The organism is Arthrobacter sp. StoSoilA2, from assembly GCF_019977195.1.
GTDB lineage: Bacteria > Actinomycetota > Actinomycetes > Actinomycetales > Micrococcaceae > Arthrobacter.
In genome coordinates, this window is sequence record NZ_AP024643.1 from 3,412,155 (window position 1) to 3,426,973 (window position 14,819).

The 14,819-nt window shown below is 61.6% G+C and carries 20 protein-coding genes and 1 tRNA gene; 10 read left to right on the plus strand and 11 right to left on the minus strand.

What is annotated here, in order from left to right; translation table 11 throughout:
- Positions 1-91 precede the first annotated feature (91 nt).
- Together LDN82_RS15475 and LDN82_RS15480 are read left to right on the plus strand one after the other, a co-directional pair.
- Positions 92-1,300: an MFS transporter gene (locus tag LDN82_RS15475; RefSeq protein ID WP_224164920.1), complete on the plus strand. Its 1,209-nt coding sequence runs from the start codon at positions 92-94 to the stop codon at positions 1,298-1,300.
- A 114-nt stretch (positions 1,301-1,414) separates the two neighbouring features.
- Entirely contained in the window at positions 1,415-1,921 is a 507-nt protein-coding gene (locus tag LDN82_RS15480; protein ID WP_224088233.1) for an Lrp/AsnC family transcriptional regulator, read from the plus strand.
- A gap of 6 nt (positions 1,922-1,927) precedes the next feature.
- Here LDN82_RS15480 and LDN82_RS15485 read toward each other — a convergent pair whose 3' ends face one another.
- A complete protein-coding gene (locus LDN82_RS15485) occupies positions 1,928-3,163 on the minus strand; it encodes an MFS transporter (RefSeq protein ID WP_224164922.1) in 1,236 nt (411 codons plus the stop codon).
- 169 nt (positions 3,164-3,332) lie between these two features.
- Between LDN82_RS15485 and LDN82_RS15490 the strand changes: the two genes are divergently transcribed.
- The 4 genes from LDN82_RS15490 to zapE are packed head-to-tail and all read left to right on the plus strand — an operon-like array spanning position 3,333 to position 6,489.
- Positions 3,333-3,821: an Lrp/AsnC family transcriptional regulator gene (locus LDN82_RS15490; RefSeq protein WP_216925165.1), complete on the plus strand. Its 489-nt coding sequence runs from the start codon at positions 3,333-3,335 to the stop codon at positions 3,819-3,821.
- Positions 3,822-3,868: 47 nt separating this feature from the next.
- Positions 3,869-4,294, plus strand: coding sequence for a DUF1761 domain-containing protein (locus LDN82_RS15495; RefSeq protein WP_224164924.1), 426 nt, complete (start codon positions 3,869-3,871; stop codon positions 4,292-4,294).
- A 9-nt stretch (positions 4,295-4,303) separates the two neighbouring features.
- Positions 4,304-5,299, plus strand: a complete 996-nt coding sequence (gene corA / locus LDN82_RS15500; RefSeq protein ID WP_224164925.1) for a magnesium/cobalt transporter CorA — start codon at positions 4,304-4,306, stop codon at positions 5,297-5,299.
- On the plus strand, positions 5,296-6,489 hold the full coding sequence (gene zapE, locus LDN82_RS15505) for a cell division protein ZapE (protein WP_224164926.1): 1,194 nt from the start codon (positions 5,296-5,298) through the stop codon (positions 6,487-6,489). The genes corA and zapE overlap by 4 nt, the downstream gene beginning before the upstream one ends.
- Positions 6,490-6,517: 28 nt before the next feature.
- On the opposite strand, the gene LDN82_RS15510 is transcribed toward zapE, so the two are convergent.
- The 5 genes from LDN82_RS15510 to LDN82_RS15530 are packed head-to-tail and all read right to left on the minus strand — an operon-like array spanning position 6,518 to position 8,747.
- Positions 6,518-7,048: a ferritin gene (locus tag LDN82_RS15510; protein WP_224088238.1), complete on the minus strand. Its 531-nt coding sequence runs from the start codon at positions 7,046-7,048 to the stop codon at positions 6,518-6,520.
- Between the two features lie 45 nt (positions 7,049-7,093).
- A complete protein-coding gene (crcB, locus tag LDN82_RS15515) occupies positions 7,094-7,465 on the minus strand; it encodes a fluoride efflux transporter CrcB (protein WP_224164928.1) in 372 nt (123 codons plus the stop codon).
- Positions 7,462-7,893 carry a CrcB family protein gene (locus LDN82_RS15520; protein ID WP_224164929.1) on the minus strand — a complete coding sequence of 144 codons (432 nt, stop codon included), beginning with the start codon at positions 7,891-7,893 and terminating at the stop codon, positions 7,462-7,464. The genes crcB and LDN82_RS15520 overlap by 4 nt, the downstream gene beginning before the upstream one ends.
- Complete coding sequence (locus LDN82_RS15525) at positions 7,880-8,386, minus strand: universal stress protein (RefSeq protein ID WP_224164930.1); 507 nt, start codon at positions 8,384-8,386, stop codon at positions 7,880-7,882. The genes LDN82_RS15520 and LDN82_RS15525 overlap by 14 nt, the downstream gene beginning before the upstream one ends.
- A 16-nt stretch (positions 8,387-8,402) precedes the next feature.
- The gene (locus tag LDN82_RS15530) at positions 8,403-8,747 is read right to left on the minus strand and encodes a zinc ribbon domain-containing protein YjdM (protein WP_224164932.1); all 345 of its coding nucleotides are present in this window, start codon (positions 8,745-8,747) and stop codon (positions 8,403-8,405) included.
- Positions 8,748-8,949: 202 nt separating this feature from the next.
- Between LDN82_RS15530 and LDN82_RS15535 the strand changes: the two genes are divergently transcribed.
- Entirely contained in the window at positions 8,950-9,153 is a 204-nt protein-coding gene (locus LDN82_RS15535) for a cold-shock protein (protein WP_144648155.1), read from the plus strand.
- Positions 9,154-9,215: 62 nt separating this feature from the next.
- On the opposite strand, the gene LDN82_RS15540 is transcribed toward LDN82_RS15535, so the two are convergent.
- The 5 genes from LDN82_RS15540 to galU all read right to left on the minus strand — a co-directional run bounded on the left by LDN82_RS15540 (position 9,216) and on the right by galU (position 12,730).
- A tRNA-Ala gene (locus tag LDN82_RS15540) sits at positions 9,216-9,288 on the minus strand.
- Positions 9,289-9,300: 12 nt separating this feature from the next.
- On the minus strand, positions 9,301-10,125 hold the full coding sequence (locus LDN82_RS15545; RefSeq protein ID WP_224164934.1) for an NAD(P)H-binding protein: 825 nt from the start codon (positions 10,123-10,125) through the stop codon (positions 9,301-9,303).
- A 6-nt stretch (positions 10,126-10,131) separates the two neighbouring features.
- Entirely contained in the window at positions 10,132-11,061 is a 930-nt protein-coding gene (locus tag LDN82_RS15550; protein ID WP_224167550.1) for a hypothetical protein, read from the minus strand.
- A 131-nt stretch (positions 11,062-11,192) separates the two neighbouring features.
- Positions 11,193-11,819 carry a GNAT family protein gene (locus LDN82_RS15555; protein ID WP_224164936.1) on the minus strand — a complete coding sequence of 209 codons (627 nt, stop codon included), beginning with the start codon at positions 11,817-11,819 and terminating at the stop codon, positions 11,193-11,195.
- 5 nt (positions 11,820-11,824) lie between these two features.
- The gene (galU, locus tag LDN82_RS15560; RefSeq protein WP_224088253.1) at positions 11,825-12,730 is read right to left on the minus strand and encodes a UTP--glucose-1-phosphate uridylyltransferase GalU; all 906 of its coding nucleotides are present in this window, start codon (positions 12,728-12,730) and stop codon (positions 11,825-11,827) included.
- Between the two features lie 139 nt (positions 12,731-12,869).
- On the opposite strand from galU, the gene LDN82_RS15565 reads away from it, so the two are divergent.
- From LDN82_RS15565 to LDN82_RS15575, 3 genes are all read left to right on the plus strand, one after another.
- Positions 12,870-13,484, plus strand: a complete 615-nt coding sequence (locus tag LDN82_RS15565) for a 5-formyltetrahydrofolate cyclo-ligase (protein WP_224164937.1) — start codon at positions 12,870-12,872, stop codon at positions 13,482-13,484.
- 156 nt (positions 13,485-13,640) lie between these two features.
- Positions 13,641-13,913 carry an FmdB family zinc ribbon protein gene (locus LDN82_RS15570; protein WP_224164939.1) on the plus strand — a complete coding sequence of 91 codons (273 nt, stop codon included), beginning with the start codon at positions 13,641-13,643 and terminating at the stop codon, positions 13,911-13,913.
- 68 nt (positions 13,914-13,981) lie between these two features.
- The gene (locus LDN82_RS15575) at positions 13,982-14,773 is read left to right on the plus strand and encodes an RcpC/CpaB family pilus assembly protein (RefSeq protein ID WP_224164941.1); all 792 of its coding nucleotides are present in this window, start codon (positions 13,982-13,984) and stop codon (positions 14,771-14,773) included.
- Positions 14,774-14,819 lie beyond the last annotated feature (46 nt).

The window sequence follows — 14,819 nt, forward strand, 5'->3', positions numbered from 1 at the left end:
CAATCATGCAGTTATGCATGAATCATAAGCGAATGATGCATTGGATCACCCAATCCAGGAAGCCTAATCTGGGCCAGTGACTAAAACAGCCGTGAGCGTTTCACCATGGGAAGGACACGCCAAGGGTTCCCGTGGCTATCGACGCGTGCTTGCCGCGTTGGCCTTGGCCGGGGTTGCGACGTTCGCCCAGCTGTACTCAACCCAGGCAGTCCTGCCACTGATGGCCGCCGACCTCCAAATCTCCGCAGCTGAAGCCGCACTGAGTATCTCGCTGGCCACCGTGGGACTTGCCGTGAGCGTCCTGCCGTGGTCCTTCGTCGCAGACAGGATCGGCCGGGTTCGCGCAATGGCCATCGGCATTGGAGCTGCGACGGTACTGGGGCTGGTTGTTCCACTGGCACCGACTGTTCCACTGGTCCTGGGACTACGGACTCTTGAAGGCATGGCCCTGGGCGGAATCCCAGCCATAGCCATCGCATATCTGAACGAAGAAGTCACAAAAATCCACACGGCGCTGGCGGCCGGAAGCTACGTTGCCGGAACCACGCTCGGCGGACTGGCCGGACGCTTGGTCGCGGGTCCAGTGGGAGAACTCTGGGGGTGGCGGGCGGCCGCGCTGGCAGTGTCCCTGCTGGCCACCGTCTCGGCGGTACTGTTCGTGATGCTGGTTCCCAAACAGCGACGCTTCATGCCCGCGCCGGCCAGTGGATTCCGAGGAGCCTTGCGCACGCTGGGGACCCATTCCAGAAACCCCAAACTGTTCTCCCTTTACCTTCAGGCATTCCTGCTCATGGGCGGATTTGTCGCGGTCTACAACTACCTCGGGTTCCGGCTCCACGCGGAACCATTCGGGCTTCCCACCACGGTGGTGAGCCTCATTTTCCTGGCCTACCTGTCCGGAACCGTAAGCTCCCGGTGGGCGGCCGGACTCACCACTCGCTTCGGGCGGCGCAACGTCCTGCTCTTTGGGATAGTCATTATGATTACGGGCCTCGCCCTGACGTTGGCAGAGAACCTCGTGGCAACGTTGATCGGCCTCGTGGTGTTTACTGGAGGCTTTTTCGCAGCCCACAGCGTGGGCTCCGGTTGGACCGGTGCCATCGCCACAACAGGACGCGCCCAAGCGGCATCACTTTATAACCTCTCCTACTACTTGGGGTCCAGTGTCATCGGCTGGGCGGGAGGCCTGGCTTACCAGGCGTTCGGGTGGCCGGCTTTGGCCTGGAGCGTCATGGCGCTTGCCTTCACGACGGCGGTAATCACCGCCGTCGTGCATCGCTCACCGACCCCGCAAGAATAATCCACGCTGTACCGGGGCGACCCTAGGCAAATATTCGGGAACAACGGGCGGGAACGAATGGATGGCCGGGATTTGAATGATTATGATGAATGAAAGGCAATTTCAGGAGGATCCGTGAGCAACCCCGCGAAGAATGTTCGGCCACATTCAGGCAGCGCCGAGCCGCTGGACGCTATTGATGAACGAATCCTCGCCGCCCTGGTAGAGGACGCCCGCATCTCCAACAAACAATTGGCGGAACTCGTGGGAATCGCTCCCTCCACTGCTCTGATGCGGACCAGGGCCCTGTCCGAACGCGGGATCATCGAAGGCTTTGAGGCGATCCTCAGCCTGCCGGCGATCGGCCGCTCGGTGCAGGCGCTCATTGCTGTCCGTCTCCGCGCCCATGATAGGGACCAGATCGACCGCTTCACCGCACGCGTCCCTAAGCTGCCGGCAGTGATCTCCACCTTCCACACCACAGGCTCCGTGGATTATCTTCTGCACATTGCCGTCGCCAACACCGACGACCTCCGCAACTGGCTGCTCGATAACCTCGCTACTGATCCAGTGGTCGGGCACACGGAAACCACCATGGTCTTCCAGCACATCCCCGGCAACCGAGGTCCGCTTCCCGAGTAGCCCGGCTCAGGCGCGCAGGGCGCCCCGGACTGATGCCGCAGCGAGCGCCAGCGCCGCAACCCCGCATAGCACCGTAAAGCCAACGACGGCGGTCTGCAAGCCCAACGCCGACACCGCCAGTCCCAAGCCAATCACCGGAACCGCGCTTCCCAGATAGGTGATGACGTACACCGTACTGATGACCTGCGCATGCCGGGCCGCCTCTACCTTCCCGGCGACGTCGTTGAACACCTGACGGAACGCGATGCCCTGCCCTGCACCGGCGGTCACGCTGGCGGCCACCAGCACCAACGGGCTCGACCAAGCGGCGGCAGCTCCCACCAGGACTATGGAGACGCCCAACACCGCCAGGGCAACGGGGACCAGGTAGCGTCCGCGTACTCCCACCAACTGGCTGAGCGCCGATGCGCCCAAGGTCACCCCCGCCATCAGCCCGACAAGGGGCCTGGAATCGGCATGCACCACCGTTGCGAAATATCCCGGAGCCAGCGACAAACAGAAGCCAAAGACTGCGAAGCTTAGGAAGCCCACCGCGGATGCCATCCAAAAGGCACCGCGTGCATGACTGGAAATAGCGGGCTTTCGTGGAGCGAGAACCTTGAGCGCCGGCTTTCCCGCAGCGGGGGCAATCGCGGGCCTTGCCTTGAGTAGCCACAATGGAATGAGCGCGGCGAGAAGCACCCCGGAGTGGATGTAGTAGGGCGTTCGAGTAGGGTCCGGAAGCAGCGACAGGAGACCACCGATTGCGGGTCCGGCAGCCACGCCACCAGCCGAGGAGAGCAACGTGAAGCGCGAAGCCCAGTCAGGCCTCTGGGGCAACAGTTCACGCAGGGCTGCGGAGCTGGCCCCGGTGGCCAGCCCTACTGCCACACCTTGGAAGGCCCTGCCGAGGGACAGCATGCCAAGGCTGTCCGCATTCGCGAAGATGATGCCACCCAGCAATCCCATGACGACGGCAAGCACCAGTGCCGCCCGCCTTCCAATGTGATCGGACCAGTGCCCCGCCACCATGAGAACCACAACCAGCGCCACAACGTAGCTGGCAAAGGCAACCGTGACGTCCAAGGGGGACATCCCCAACCTGGCCTGCAGCAAAGGATAGAGAGGTGTGGCCAGGTTTGCGCCCACCAGCAGGGTGAAGATCACGATGCCGGCCAGGACCAACCTTGCAGTGGTGGTGGCATCCCAACTCCAGGCTCCGGCTTTGGCCGGACGCATGCGGAGTTCGCTCAAGACAGTCATTTCCGTGCCCTTGATTCGGGGCTGCGCGCGGGGTCCTTGTGGGATGGAGGACGCAGCCAGGTTTCGGTAGCAACAGATTGCCGTAGACCTGCGCTCGACGAAGCAGAAACGTGGGAAAATTGAGCAAAATAGTCAAACTATTGTTGTCTCAGTGAGCCGGAGTGACCATTTGAATACCTTGGACCCCATGGACTTGAAGATCCTTCTGGAACTCATCAAGGATCCCCGCATCCAAATCGCCGAGCTCAGCGACTCACTCGGCATCGCCCGCAATACTGCGCAGAGCCGCCTTAAGCGGCTGCTTCGGTCCGGGGTCCTTCAGGCAGCAGGCCGTGAAGTGGACCTGGAAAAGGTGGGGTACGACGTCGTAGCTTTCATCACCATCGAAGTGACGCACCGCGAACTCGATGGCGTCATCGGTGCCCTGCGGCTGATTCCACAAGTGCTGGAGGTCCACGAAATCTCCGGACGTGGAGATCTCTGGTGCCGCGTGGTGGCAACCGATACGCATAACCTGCAATCCGCGTTGAGGTCCGTCCTGCGTACCAAGGGCGTCATCCGAACAGAAACTGTCCTGGCGCTCCACACACATATCCCCTACCGCACGGAGCCTTTGATGGAAAGGTTGGCCGGTTCCACCAACACGCGGTCAGCATGAGCGCTTGAACGCGGTTCCAGGGGTTGCAGCCGTTTAGGCTCTTGACCATGGATTGGCTCTCACACATATTGCAGATCAACTGGCTCGCTGTTCTCCTGGCCTTCATTTCAAGCATGGTGATCGGCTTCGTTTGGTACATGCCGGCCGTCCTTGGGCGCAGGTGGATGCAAGCGATCGGCAAAACCGAAGAGGACCTTAAGAACATCGATGGTGGAGCCGGCATCTGGATTCCCATGATGCTTGCCGCCGCGCTCACCAGCATTCTGCTGGCCATCCTGATCAGTGCCCTGGAGCTCAACACGTTCCTGGCAGGTGGCTTCTTCGCCCTCATCCTGGCTTTGGTCTTCCGTGCCGGAGGACATGTCATCCACAATGGTTTCGCGGGGCGTCCCTCGGAGGTGACCGTTATTGATGCGGGGCACGATATCCTCGCCATGACCGTTGCCGGCGCCATCATCGGTGCCATGCAGTAGCGTTCACTCGTGACCATCATTGATAACGCCGTCTATGTAGAAGGCGTACGCACAGCCACCCCACGTAACCTTGAGCAGACTTTCGAGACACTCTCGGAGCAAGGTGGCATGGCGTGGATCGGTCTCTACCGGCCCACCCGGGACGAAATGACCGCTGTCGCCCATGAGTTCGGCCTCCACGAACTCGCCGTGGAAGACGCCGTTTCAGCGCACCAGCGGCCCAAACTGGAGCGCTACGACAACAACCTCTTCACAGTCCTGCGACCCGCCCGCTATCTGGATGCTTCCGAGACGGTGGAGTTCGGCGAGCTGCACATCTTTACAGGTCCCAATTTCGTAGTGACCATCCGCCATGCCGAGACCGGCGGAGTTGCGCGTGTCCGCCACCGTTTGGAGCAGCGGCCGGACCTCCTGCGGCATGGACCGGAAGCGGTGCTCTACGCCCTCCTGGACCAGGTGGTGGACGATTATGCACCTGTCGTTGCCGGGCTCGAGAACGACATCGACGAAATTGAGGACCAGCTCTTCAGCGGCGATACAGCAGTGTCCAGGCGGATCTATGAACTTGCCCGTGAAGTCATTCAATTCCAAAGGGCCATCCAGCCTCTTCCGGACATCATGGTGCTGCTGGAGAAGGGCTTCGAGAAATACGGCGTGGACATCGAGCTCCAGCGCTCCCTCCGTGACGTAGAGGACCACGTCCAGCGCGTCATCTCCAGGGTGAACTCCTTCAGGGATCTCCTGCAGAACGCCCTGACCCTCGACGGCACCCTGACAGCGAACCGCCAGAACGAGGCGAGCGCTGCCCAGAACGAACAGGTCAAGAAGATTTCCTCGTGGGCCGCCATTCTGTTCGCGCCCTCCTTTGTGGCAGGCGTTTACGGCATGAACTTCGACCACATGCCGGAGCTGCACTGGGACTTCGGCTATCCGATGGCCATCGGACTCATGTTCGGAGCAGCACTGCTCATGTATCTCATCTTCAAGCGGAAAGGCTGGCTGTGACGCCCCCATTCCTCCCGCAACCGGGGAGCCTCCCGCAACGTGGAAGACTCCCGCAAAGTGGAAGACAGGGCAACCGGGAAACTGTCCTGGCGCTCGTGGAGGGCATCACGCACGACGCCGGACGGCTGGGTTTCCAGCTTGAGCCCAGCCAGCATGAAGCAGCGCAGCGGTTGGCGGCCTTTGGTGCAGAGGTAACGGCCCGCCGTCGAGCGCGTCAGCGAAGGACGCCGCGAAGTATCTATCTTCACGGACCTGTGGGTCGCGGCAAAACGTGGCTCATGGACAGTTTCCACGACAGGCTCCGCGCCCGGAAACGTCGCGTCCACTTTCATGATTTCTTCCGAGGGCTCCACGCCGGGACCCGCCGTTCCGGTTCCGCGGATGGAACAGCCATCCAGCACTCGGTGGATGTGCTCCTGGCGGACATCGACGTCCTGTTCTTCGATGAGTTCCATGTCCATGACGTTGGGGATGGGATGTTTATCGCGCGATTGCTGCGAACCGCGGCGCAGCGCCGGATTCCCTTGGTGGTGACGTCCAACTACGCCCCGGACGATTTACTGCCCAATCCGCTGTGGCACGACCATTTTGTGCCCACCATCGAAGCCATCAAAGAGATGATGGATATTGTGGAGGTCAATGGCCCCGCCGATTTCCGGCGGTTTCCTGCAGCAGGTTCCCAACCCAGCGCCGCGCCCAAAGCCTTTAACTCTGGCCGGATCATCACACCGGGGACGCCCAAACAACTGGGACGGTTGGGGCTCTTCCGGCCATCGGTATCCCAAAGCCGCGTCCTGACCCCAACGACGCAGCCGATCGTGGTCAAGAACGCAGACCGGGACCTGCTCTGGGTGGGGTTTCCGGAATTGTGCGCAGGGCTGACCTCCACTGCGGACTTCCTGGCCTTGGCGCACAGGTTCAAGACCTGGGTCATCGACGGCGTTCCCTCCCCTGCCGCGAGCGACCCTGCTTCCGCGCCCGCATGGCAGCGGTTCAGCAATGCCGTGGATGTGCTTCACGATCAAGACATCACGTTGTTCCTGATCGGCGCCGGACCCCTGGACTGGGACGCGGAGCCCTCCCGCAGCGTCCTTCCCGTGGACCTGGCCCGCATTGCGAGCCGACTGTCCCTGCTGGGCAGGTCCGACCCTGACGATGCCGCGGCAATCGAAGAGGCCGCCGGAAGCTGAGCATCGGGCGACCCCTTGGTTGTTGCCGCTAGATCGCGCCACCGGCAGCAGACGGCGCACTGGAATCATGCCCGCCATCGCCAACGCTCTCACGCGCAACGTAATTCTCGATATCGAAGAGGTTCTCCGCCCGCTCCGTGATGTTGAGAAGCGTGGTCATGGAGGCAACTTCCTCAACCTGTTCCTTCAGGAACCACAGCATGAACTGCTCGCCCAAGGCGTCGCCCTCAGCACGGGCGGCGCGGAACATCTCCTCGATGTTGCGCGTAACTTCCCTTTCCTGCTCAAGGGCCAAAGCGATGGGTTCCTTGGCGTTGGTGAAGTTGTTGCGGACCGGGGCGATGCCCGGGATCTCGACGGGCACGTTGCGGTCCAGCATGTACTGGACCATCATCATGGCGTGATTGCGCTCCTCGAGGGACTGGCGGTAAAAATGCCGGGCAAGCTGCGGCAAGTCCTGACCGTCAAAATACACGGCTACTGCAATGTATTGCTGGGAGGCCGCAAATTCATTGGCGACCTGAACGGACAACAGCTCATTGAATGTCTTGTTAGCCATGGCACCGATCCTACAGCCGGGCCAAGACAGCCAGACAGTCTTCTTTTAAGCCAGCAGCAGAGCGAACCAAACACCAGCGGCGGCCGCCCCGACGCTGATGGCCATGGACCCCAACCCGTTGACGAGCGCCAGCCCCATCCGCCCACTCTGCACCAGCCTTATGGTCTCCAGACTTGCCGTGCTGAAGGTGGTGTAGCCGCCCAGGAAACCCGTGCCGAGGATGAGTTGAAGGGATTCAGGCGCCTGCCCTTCCATCACCAGGCCTGCCAGGAACCCCAGGAGCACGGAACCGGAAACATTGATGAAAATGGTGGCCCATGGCAGGGCAGTACGTACGCGTGCCCGGATGAGCCCGTCCAGCATGAACCTAACAGCCGCGCCCAGTCCTCCCGCGAGGGCCAACAGGATGACTGTCATTTCGCACGCCTGTGATGCCATGCGGCGAACCAGATTCCCGCCATGGTTGCGAGCGCCCCACCCAGCAGGCTCAGGCCCAGATAACCCAGGGCAGCAGTCGTGTCACCTGAAGTGAACAGGTGCACCGCATCCAATGCGAGCGTGCTGTACGTGGTGTAGGCACCCAGGAAGCCCGTACCCAAGGCGAGGCGCAACGCCCGGCGACGGCCGACGTCGGGCCCCCTCCTGGCAAGTCCCTCCAGCAAAGCGCCCAGGGCCAAAGCGCCGGAAAGGTTGATCAGAAGGGTGGGCAACGGCCAGGATCCTGGCGAAGGAATCATAAGTCCGAGGCCGTAGCGGGCGAGTGCCCCGAACACGCCACCCGCGGCCACAATTCCGATGAACCCCCAGTGAAGATGGACGGGACGCCTGGCGTCAGTCGTCATCATCCACCGGGACGCGTGGCTCCACGGGTACAACCAACACAGGGCGATCCTGTCGGTGGAAGAGCTGACGGGCAATGGAGCCCGCCGTCAGCTCTTTGATAGCCGAACCGAGCTTGCGGTCCCTGGAGCCCACCACAATCATGGACGCGCCGATATCTTCGGCCTCACGGGCCAGTGCCCGTGCCGGTTCCCCTGCCAGGGAGACGATGGACCAGCTCAAGTCAGCTTCGGCCAACTGGGTGGCAATAGCTGTCCGCAAGGATTCCGGGACGTTCTCGGCATCATCGTCCACGCCGTCGGGATCAATCGGAGCAGACGGCCCGCCCGTGGTTCCATCCACGGGATAAACGGTCACATCAACGAAGGCGCACACCAACGGCAGTCCGGCGCTAAGCGCCACCTCGGCGGCACGCTCTACGACGACGGGACGCTGCCCGGGCATGACGCCTACCAGGATGGGGCCGATGAGGGCTTTGGGTACTGGGGTCCCCGTCATCGTAAAGCGCCTCCCGTCAGACTTTCTTCACAACGCTGGACTTGAGCTGCATGGGGCCGAACCCGTCCACCTTGCAATCAATATCGTGATCCCCCACGCCGTCGACCAGCCGGATGTTCCGCACTTTGGTGCCGACCTTGATGGCCGTGGCGCTGCCCTTCACTTTGAGGTCCTTGACCACTGTGACGGTGTCACCGTCACTCAGGATGTTGCCCACCGCGTCCTTGATGACATTCCCTTGCTCGTCGCTCCCGCTCATTGGTGACCATTCGTGGGCACATTCAGGGCAAACCAACAGCGCGCCCATCTGGTAGGTGTATTCACTGGAGCATTCGGGGCACGGAGGCAGGGAGTCGTTCACAGGGTAATTCTAAGGGGGCATCCACCGCTGGCCGGCCCTTCCAACCACGGCCCGGAAGCCTACCCCGGCACAAGGACATTATGAAAGGCGCGGCAGAATCTGTTGCCCCATGTCAGATCGACACATAGGCTCAATAATGTGAGTGGCGGGGACGGTGATCCGACAAGCGGTACCGACCAGCTACCCGTGAAGGAAAACAAGCATGGCTACAGGCACAGTGAAATGGTTCAACGCTGAAAAGGGCTTCGGATTTATTGCCCCGGACGACGGTGGACCGGATGTATTCGCCCACTATTCAGCAATCACGTCCAGCGGATACCGTTCCCTGGACGAGAACCAGAAGGTCCAGTTCGACATCACCCAGGGCCCCAAGGGACCTCAGGCGGAGAACATCCAGCCCCTCTAAACTCCCACAAAAAACCGGCCAGGCATGTTGTGCCTGGCCGGTTTTGTTGTTGCCGGAATCCGTGGAGCTAAGGGGATTTGAACCCCTGACCTCTTCGATGCGAACGAAGCGCTCTACCAACTGAGCTATAGCCCCTGGGCACGGCGTCTACGGCCGGGCCAGTGTCCTTAGGCTACAAAGTTTCCGACCGCTTTTCCAACCACGACACGAACGTTTCAGTGCCATACCTTTGCTCGGGCATGAGGTTGAGTCCCGCACGCAGGTAGGCGCCCATGGCGCCCGGGAGCGGGACTTCCAGAACCTTGCCCGCGCGCCGGTAATGGCTTTCCATGACTCCGCCATGTCCTTCATGGCCAGCACTTCGGGCCCGCCAATGGTCCTGACGCGATGCCGCTCGGGAGTAGGCACCTCCAGCGCAGCTTCCAGCAATGCAGCGGCGGCTTCCCTGGGTGAAATCGTTTGGAAGCGCACTCCCTTGAATGCCGGAATCAACCGCACTTTTGCGCCTGCAGCAAAGATCATTTCCACCAGGCTGTGGAATTGTGTGGCCCTGATAACCACCGTATCCAGTTTGGCCCTCGCATAGACCCGTTCCTTGTCTGCCTTGGAAACGTAGAAGGAATACGTGCTCTGGTCACAGTTGATAATCGACAAGGCCACAGCCTTGCGCACCCCTGCCCGGTGAGCCGCGTCAAGAAGACGAGCGCCGCCGTCGGCGAATTCCTTTTGGGCTTTCCCGAACCGGCCTTCAAGGCAATCAATAACGACGTCGGCACCCGCCACCGCGGCCGCCAAACCATCACCCGTGGTGACGTCGCCGGCAAAGTAGGCCGCGCCGTCGTGATGCTTCTCCGAACCGGGAGGCGGCACGTGGCGACTCAGGGCGGAAACCGTGTGCCCGGCGTCGAGCGCCTGGCGAACAACTTCACGGCCGACCTGGCCAGTGCCACCTGCAACACAGAGCGCGGTCATGCCGGCCTAGGCGCGGCGACGCTGCAGGACATCGTCCAGATTGCTCAGGGCGCTCTGTCCCTTCGATGCAGTACGCACCTGCGCAGCTGCTGTGGCCTCCGCCTGCTCAACACTTTGCTTTAGCACCGGCTTGCCCACAGGTTTGGGAGCTTCGGGAAGATCCAAGGGTTCCGGAGCGGGGCGCGGCGCCTTGGCGGCACCAACGTAGGTGGGCTTGGGAACCTCAACCGGTTCCCAACTGGCATCTTCGGAACCAGCGGACTTGTCGCCAACAGAGTTGCTGCCGGCGGACTTGTCACCAGCTGACTTGTCCCCAGCTGCCAAGGCAACAGCCAAGGCAGCCTGGCGTAGCTCCACGGCAGAAAGGCGTGCGGCCTCGGACTTTCCGGCCTCGGCGTCGAAAACCCGTGTTTCCTTGGCTTCGACAGGCGGTTCCTTAGGCAGGTACCGCGCGGGTGTCTGGATGGGCACCACCGGCGCAGCCCGACGCGCCCGGCGTTCGCGGAGATCCCGGAGGGCGAGCCTCCGCAAAGTCACCACGGCAAGTACCGAACCCGCGAACGACACCAACGGCAGCCAGACAGTACCCGTACCGAACAGCCGCAGCACGCCCGAAACAATGGCAGTCAGCAATAAAGCAAGGCCGGCCAAGGCCAGAGTGAGCCGGGCATAACGGATCGTAAAGGGAGTTGTGGGTGGCTTCCTGGCAGACGACTCAGCCACGCGGGATTCCTGGGGCGACGCCGGTGCTTTGCTGTGCATGGTCTCCATCGGTTTCTCCTGCCGGGGTGCCAAAGTCAGTACCACCCCTGCCTGCGTTTCGTCTGGTTCGTCGTCAAATGCCTCTGCTGAAACAGCGGCTGCCTGGACCTGCTGCCGTCTGTTCCGAAGAACGTAAGGAGCGACCCAGACCATCCAAAGCGCAACAGTGACCACGAGTATCACTGAGCTGCTGAGAGGGAAGTCCACATTCAAAACCGTAGAAGCAAATCATCAGGGGCGGCGGCATTGCGGTCGGTGTGTCGCCGGCGAGTCCGCAAATGAATGGAGATACGGCTCAAAAGGGCCTATGACCTGCCCGTTCTTCCTCTGAGCCACCAGTCAAGGAGTCCCTGCGGAACTTCCTCCGACGTAAGCGCGAAAGACCGGTGATCCGCCCACTGGCCATTGATGTGCAAGTACCTCAACCGGTAGCCCTCGTCCCTGAATCCGAGCTTTTCCACCACCCGAAGACTTGGCGCGTTCTCAGGCCGGATATTGATTTCCATCCTGTGCAGGCCAAGGGTCCGGAAGCAGTGGTCCGTAGCCATCGCAACTGCAGTTGGAGCGATACCGTGCCCGGCGCGTTCCTTATCAACCCAGTAGCCAAGGGTCGCCATCATCGCCGAACCCCACACGATGGATGAGACCGTCAACTGCCCCACAATTTGAGGATCACGGAAACCCTCGGTGCGCTCCGTAATGAGGAAGGGCAAAGCCGTGGCCTGCCGGGCTTGCGCATTCAGGGATGCCACCATTTGACGGTAACTGGGCAGGCGCCCACCCGGTGCAGGATTGGACGCCTCCCAAGGTGCAAGCCATTCACTGTTCCGCGAACGGACTTCAGACCACTCCCGCTTGTCGCGGTAACGGATTGGCCGGAGCACCAAGGCTCCGCTTTCCAGCGTTACCGGCCAGATCGCAGAGCCGTACACCGGTTTTATTTGGGAAGACCGGCAGTGAAGGTGGGCAGCCACTCGCGGAGCTCGGGGCCCAGGTCATCGCGTTCGCATGCCAACTCGATGCAGGCTTTCAAGTAGCTCAACTTGTCACCGGTGTCATAGCGGCGTCCACGGAAGACAACGCCATAAACGCCGTAGCCTTCGCCTTCCCCGGCAGCCAGAACTTCAAGGGCATCCGTCAGCTGGATCTCTCCGCCACGTCCGGGAGCGGTGTTTTCCAGGACGTCAAACACTGCCGGATGGAGAACGTAACGGCCGATCACCGCGAGGTTGGATGGAGCTTCCTCGGGGGACGGCTTTTCAACGAGCTGCTTGATGCGGACGTAGCCGTCCTCATCGCTATCCTCGACGTCGGCGCAACCATAGGCGCTGATCTTGGAAGGCTCAACTTCAATGAGGGCAACAACGGAACCGCCGGTTTTTTGCTGGACAGCGATCATTTCGCTCAGCAGGTCCTCACGGGGATCGATGAGGTCATCGCCCAGCAAGACCGCAAAAGGCTCATGCCCGACATGCTGCTTTGCACGAAGGACTGCATGGCCGAGACCGTTGGGATCGCCCTGGCGGACATAGTGGATGTCACCCAGGTTGGTGGCGGACTGGATGGCTTCAAGCTTGGCAGTATCGCCCTTCTCTGCCAGCGTTGCTTCCAACGCCGGCACACGGTCAAAGTGGTCTTCCAGGGCGCGCTTGCTGCGCCCGGTGATCATCAGGACGTCGTGCAGGCCAACCTTCACCGCTTCTTCGACGACGTACTGGATGGCTGGCTTGTCAACCACGGGCAGCATTTCCTTCGGCATCGCCTTTGTGGCGGGGAGGAACCTGGTACCAAGACCCGCTGCGGGGATGACGGCCTTACGGACAGCATTGTTATCGAGAGTCACCGGACTAATGTAACGGAAGGAATACATCAACGGGTAAACCCCCGCCGTGGCAAGACGCAGAAACAGCCCCTGGACTGGAGCCGATTTGCTGCTTTAGGCACACCACGGTGGCCCGCGGGAATCTCATGATCGGACAAAAATGGCATCCAAGGACGACATCCGCAGCAGCCGACGCCTGTATAGGCGCAGCCTCACCAAGGAGCTTGTAGCCCAGGCCGGCGAATCAATTGCACGGCACGGCTTGGCCTGGGCCCGGAAAATTTCGGCCGGATCGCCCACGACCTTCGCCATCTACGTGGGCGTCTCCCACGAGCCCCCAACCATGCCCTTGATCGCAGGGCTCCACAACGCCGGCCACCAGGTCCTGCTTCCTGTCTGCGAGGCCGGCCGCCAGTTGAGCTGGGTGTACTGGACGCCGGAGACAGCCTTCGTCCGGTCCGACTACGCACCCATCGACGAACCCGAAGGCGAACGTTTGGACAGTGCTGTGGTGAGCTCTGCTGCGGGCATCTTCATGCCGGCCACGGCCGTCGACCGGGATGGCAACCGCATCGGACAGGGTGGCGGCTACTACGACCGGCTCCTCCAAGGCCTGGACAATTCCGGCGGGCGGCCACCCACCATTGCAGTGGTGTACGACGACGATGTGTTGCCTTCGGGAGCTATCCCCGCAGAGCCTTTTGACCGGCCGGTGCCGGAGGTGCTGACGCCCTCCGGAATCATCACGCTTGGCCGCGGGAGTGATCTCGATTGACCCATACGTGAAGTCCCGCATTTATATGCAGTTGGGAGATAGCGAACGAGCCGGATGCGGATGATAGAATTGGCACTCAGGCCCTGCGACTGCTAATGCGGAGATTCTCCGCCACGGCTCCACAGGACCTGAACTTTGTCCTGAAGGAGGAACTCAGTGCCCACATACGCATACGCCTGCAAAGACTGTGACCATGCCTTTGACATCGTCCAGTCCTTTTCTGACAGCTCCCTGACGGAGTGCCCTGAATGCCAGGGCGCGCTCCGCAAGAAGTTCAACAGCGTCGGCGTTGTCTTCAAGGGCTCGGGCTTCTACCGCACGGATTCGCGCGATGCCAAGGGCAGCACCGTCTCCGCCGCGCCCTCCTCCCCGGCGACTCCGGCCCCTGCTGCCACGCCTGCACCGGCGGACGCAGCCGCTGCCAGCTAGCCGGCACTTTTCCACATAGGGCACCCGGCCGCTGTTGGGTGGCCGGGCCCGGTGGCTAACGTGGCGTCATGCCACTAAAGACAACCACTTCGACAGTCCCCCGCCGTGAACGCCCCAGTCCCCCTGTCCGGGGCCGTGATGGCCCCCGGAGCAAGCCCACAACCACGGCTGGCCATTTCCTCCCCCGGAAGCAGGGGCCACATCGCCAGATCAGGCTGGGCCGCAGGCAGAGCCTCAAGTTCTGGGTCACCCGGAACCGTCGGCTGACAGTTGCACTGCTGCTCTGCCTGGCCACGGGCATTACCGTTCAACAGCTAACCCCTGCCTCTGAGCAGCGCGTCAGCATTCTCGTCGCTGCCCACGACCTCGCAGCAGGCACCAACCTCACCGAGTCAGACTTCACCAATGTTGGTGTGCCGCCGGACCTCGCAATTTCCGGAGCCCTGGAGGATCACGTTTCACTGGTGGGCCGCCAGCTCGCCTCGCCTTTGGCCAAAGGGCAGATTCCTACTGAATCCAATCTTCTGGGGCCGGGACTTCTCACAGGCGCACCCGTAGGCTCAGCTGCGGTCCCCCTTCGCATGGCTGACCCTTCATCCATCCAGCTGCTGTCCCCGGGACAGCTGGTGAATGTAGTACTTACCGCCGCCGGGTCATACGACGAATCCCGGCAAACTGAAGTCCTTGCCGCCTCCGTCCCTGTCCTATGGACATCTGCCCAAGGGGGTAAACCCGGCCAATGGCTGGGAACCAGCGACACAGACGGGTTGGTGGTAGTGGCGGCAAATCCTCCACAAGCAGAAAAGCTTGCCGGCGCATCAACGCAAGGCAAGCTTTTCTTTGTTTTGGTCAATCCCTAGGTTTGGTCAATCCCAGCGTTTGGTCAATCCATGGTGCAGGGTTTGG

Bases quoted from the DNA above. Each gene is read 5' to 3' on its own strand.
- LDN82_RS15565 (WP_224164937.1), top strand. From the start codon at position 12,870: ATGGCATCCAAGGACGACATCCGCAGCAGCCGACGCCTGTATAGGCGC.
- LDN82_RS15545 (WP_224164934.1), bottom strand. From the start codon at position 10,125: ATGACCGCGCTCTGTGTTGCAGGTGGCACTGGCCAGGTCGGCCGTGAA.
- LDN82_RS15510 (WP_224088238.1), bottom strand. From the start codon at position 7,048: ATGGCTAACAAGACATTCAATGAGCTGTTGTCCGTTCAGGTCGCCAAT.
- LDN82_RS15575 (WP_224164941.1), top strand. From the start codon at position 13,982: ATGCCACTAAAGACAACCACTTCGACAGTCCCCCGCCGTGAACGCCCC.
- LDN82_RS15525 (WP_224164930.1), bottom strand. From the start codon at position 8,386: ATGACGGGGACCCCAGTACCCAAAGCCCTCATCGGCCCCATCCTGGTA.
- LDN82_RS15485 (WP_224164922.1), bottom strand. From the start codon at position 3,163: ATGACTGTCTTGAGCGAACTCCGCATGCGTCCGGCCAAAGCCGGAGCC.
- LDN82_RS15495 (WP_224164924.1), top strand. From the start codon at position 3,869: ATGGATTGGCTCTCACACATATTGCAGATCAACTGGCTCGCTGTTCTC.
- crcB (WP_224164928.1), bottom strand. From the start codon at position 7,465: ATGACAGTCATCCTGTTGGCCCTCGCGGGAGGACTGGGCGCGGCTGTT.
- LDN82_RS15520 (WP_224164929.1), bottom strand. From the start codon at position 7,893: ATGATGACGACTGACGCCAGGCGTCCCGTCCATCTTCACTGGGGGTTC.
- LDN82_RS15535 (WP_144648155.1), top strand. From the start codon at position 8,950: ATGGCTACAGGCACAGTGAAATGGTTCAACGCTGAAAAGGGCTTCGGA.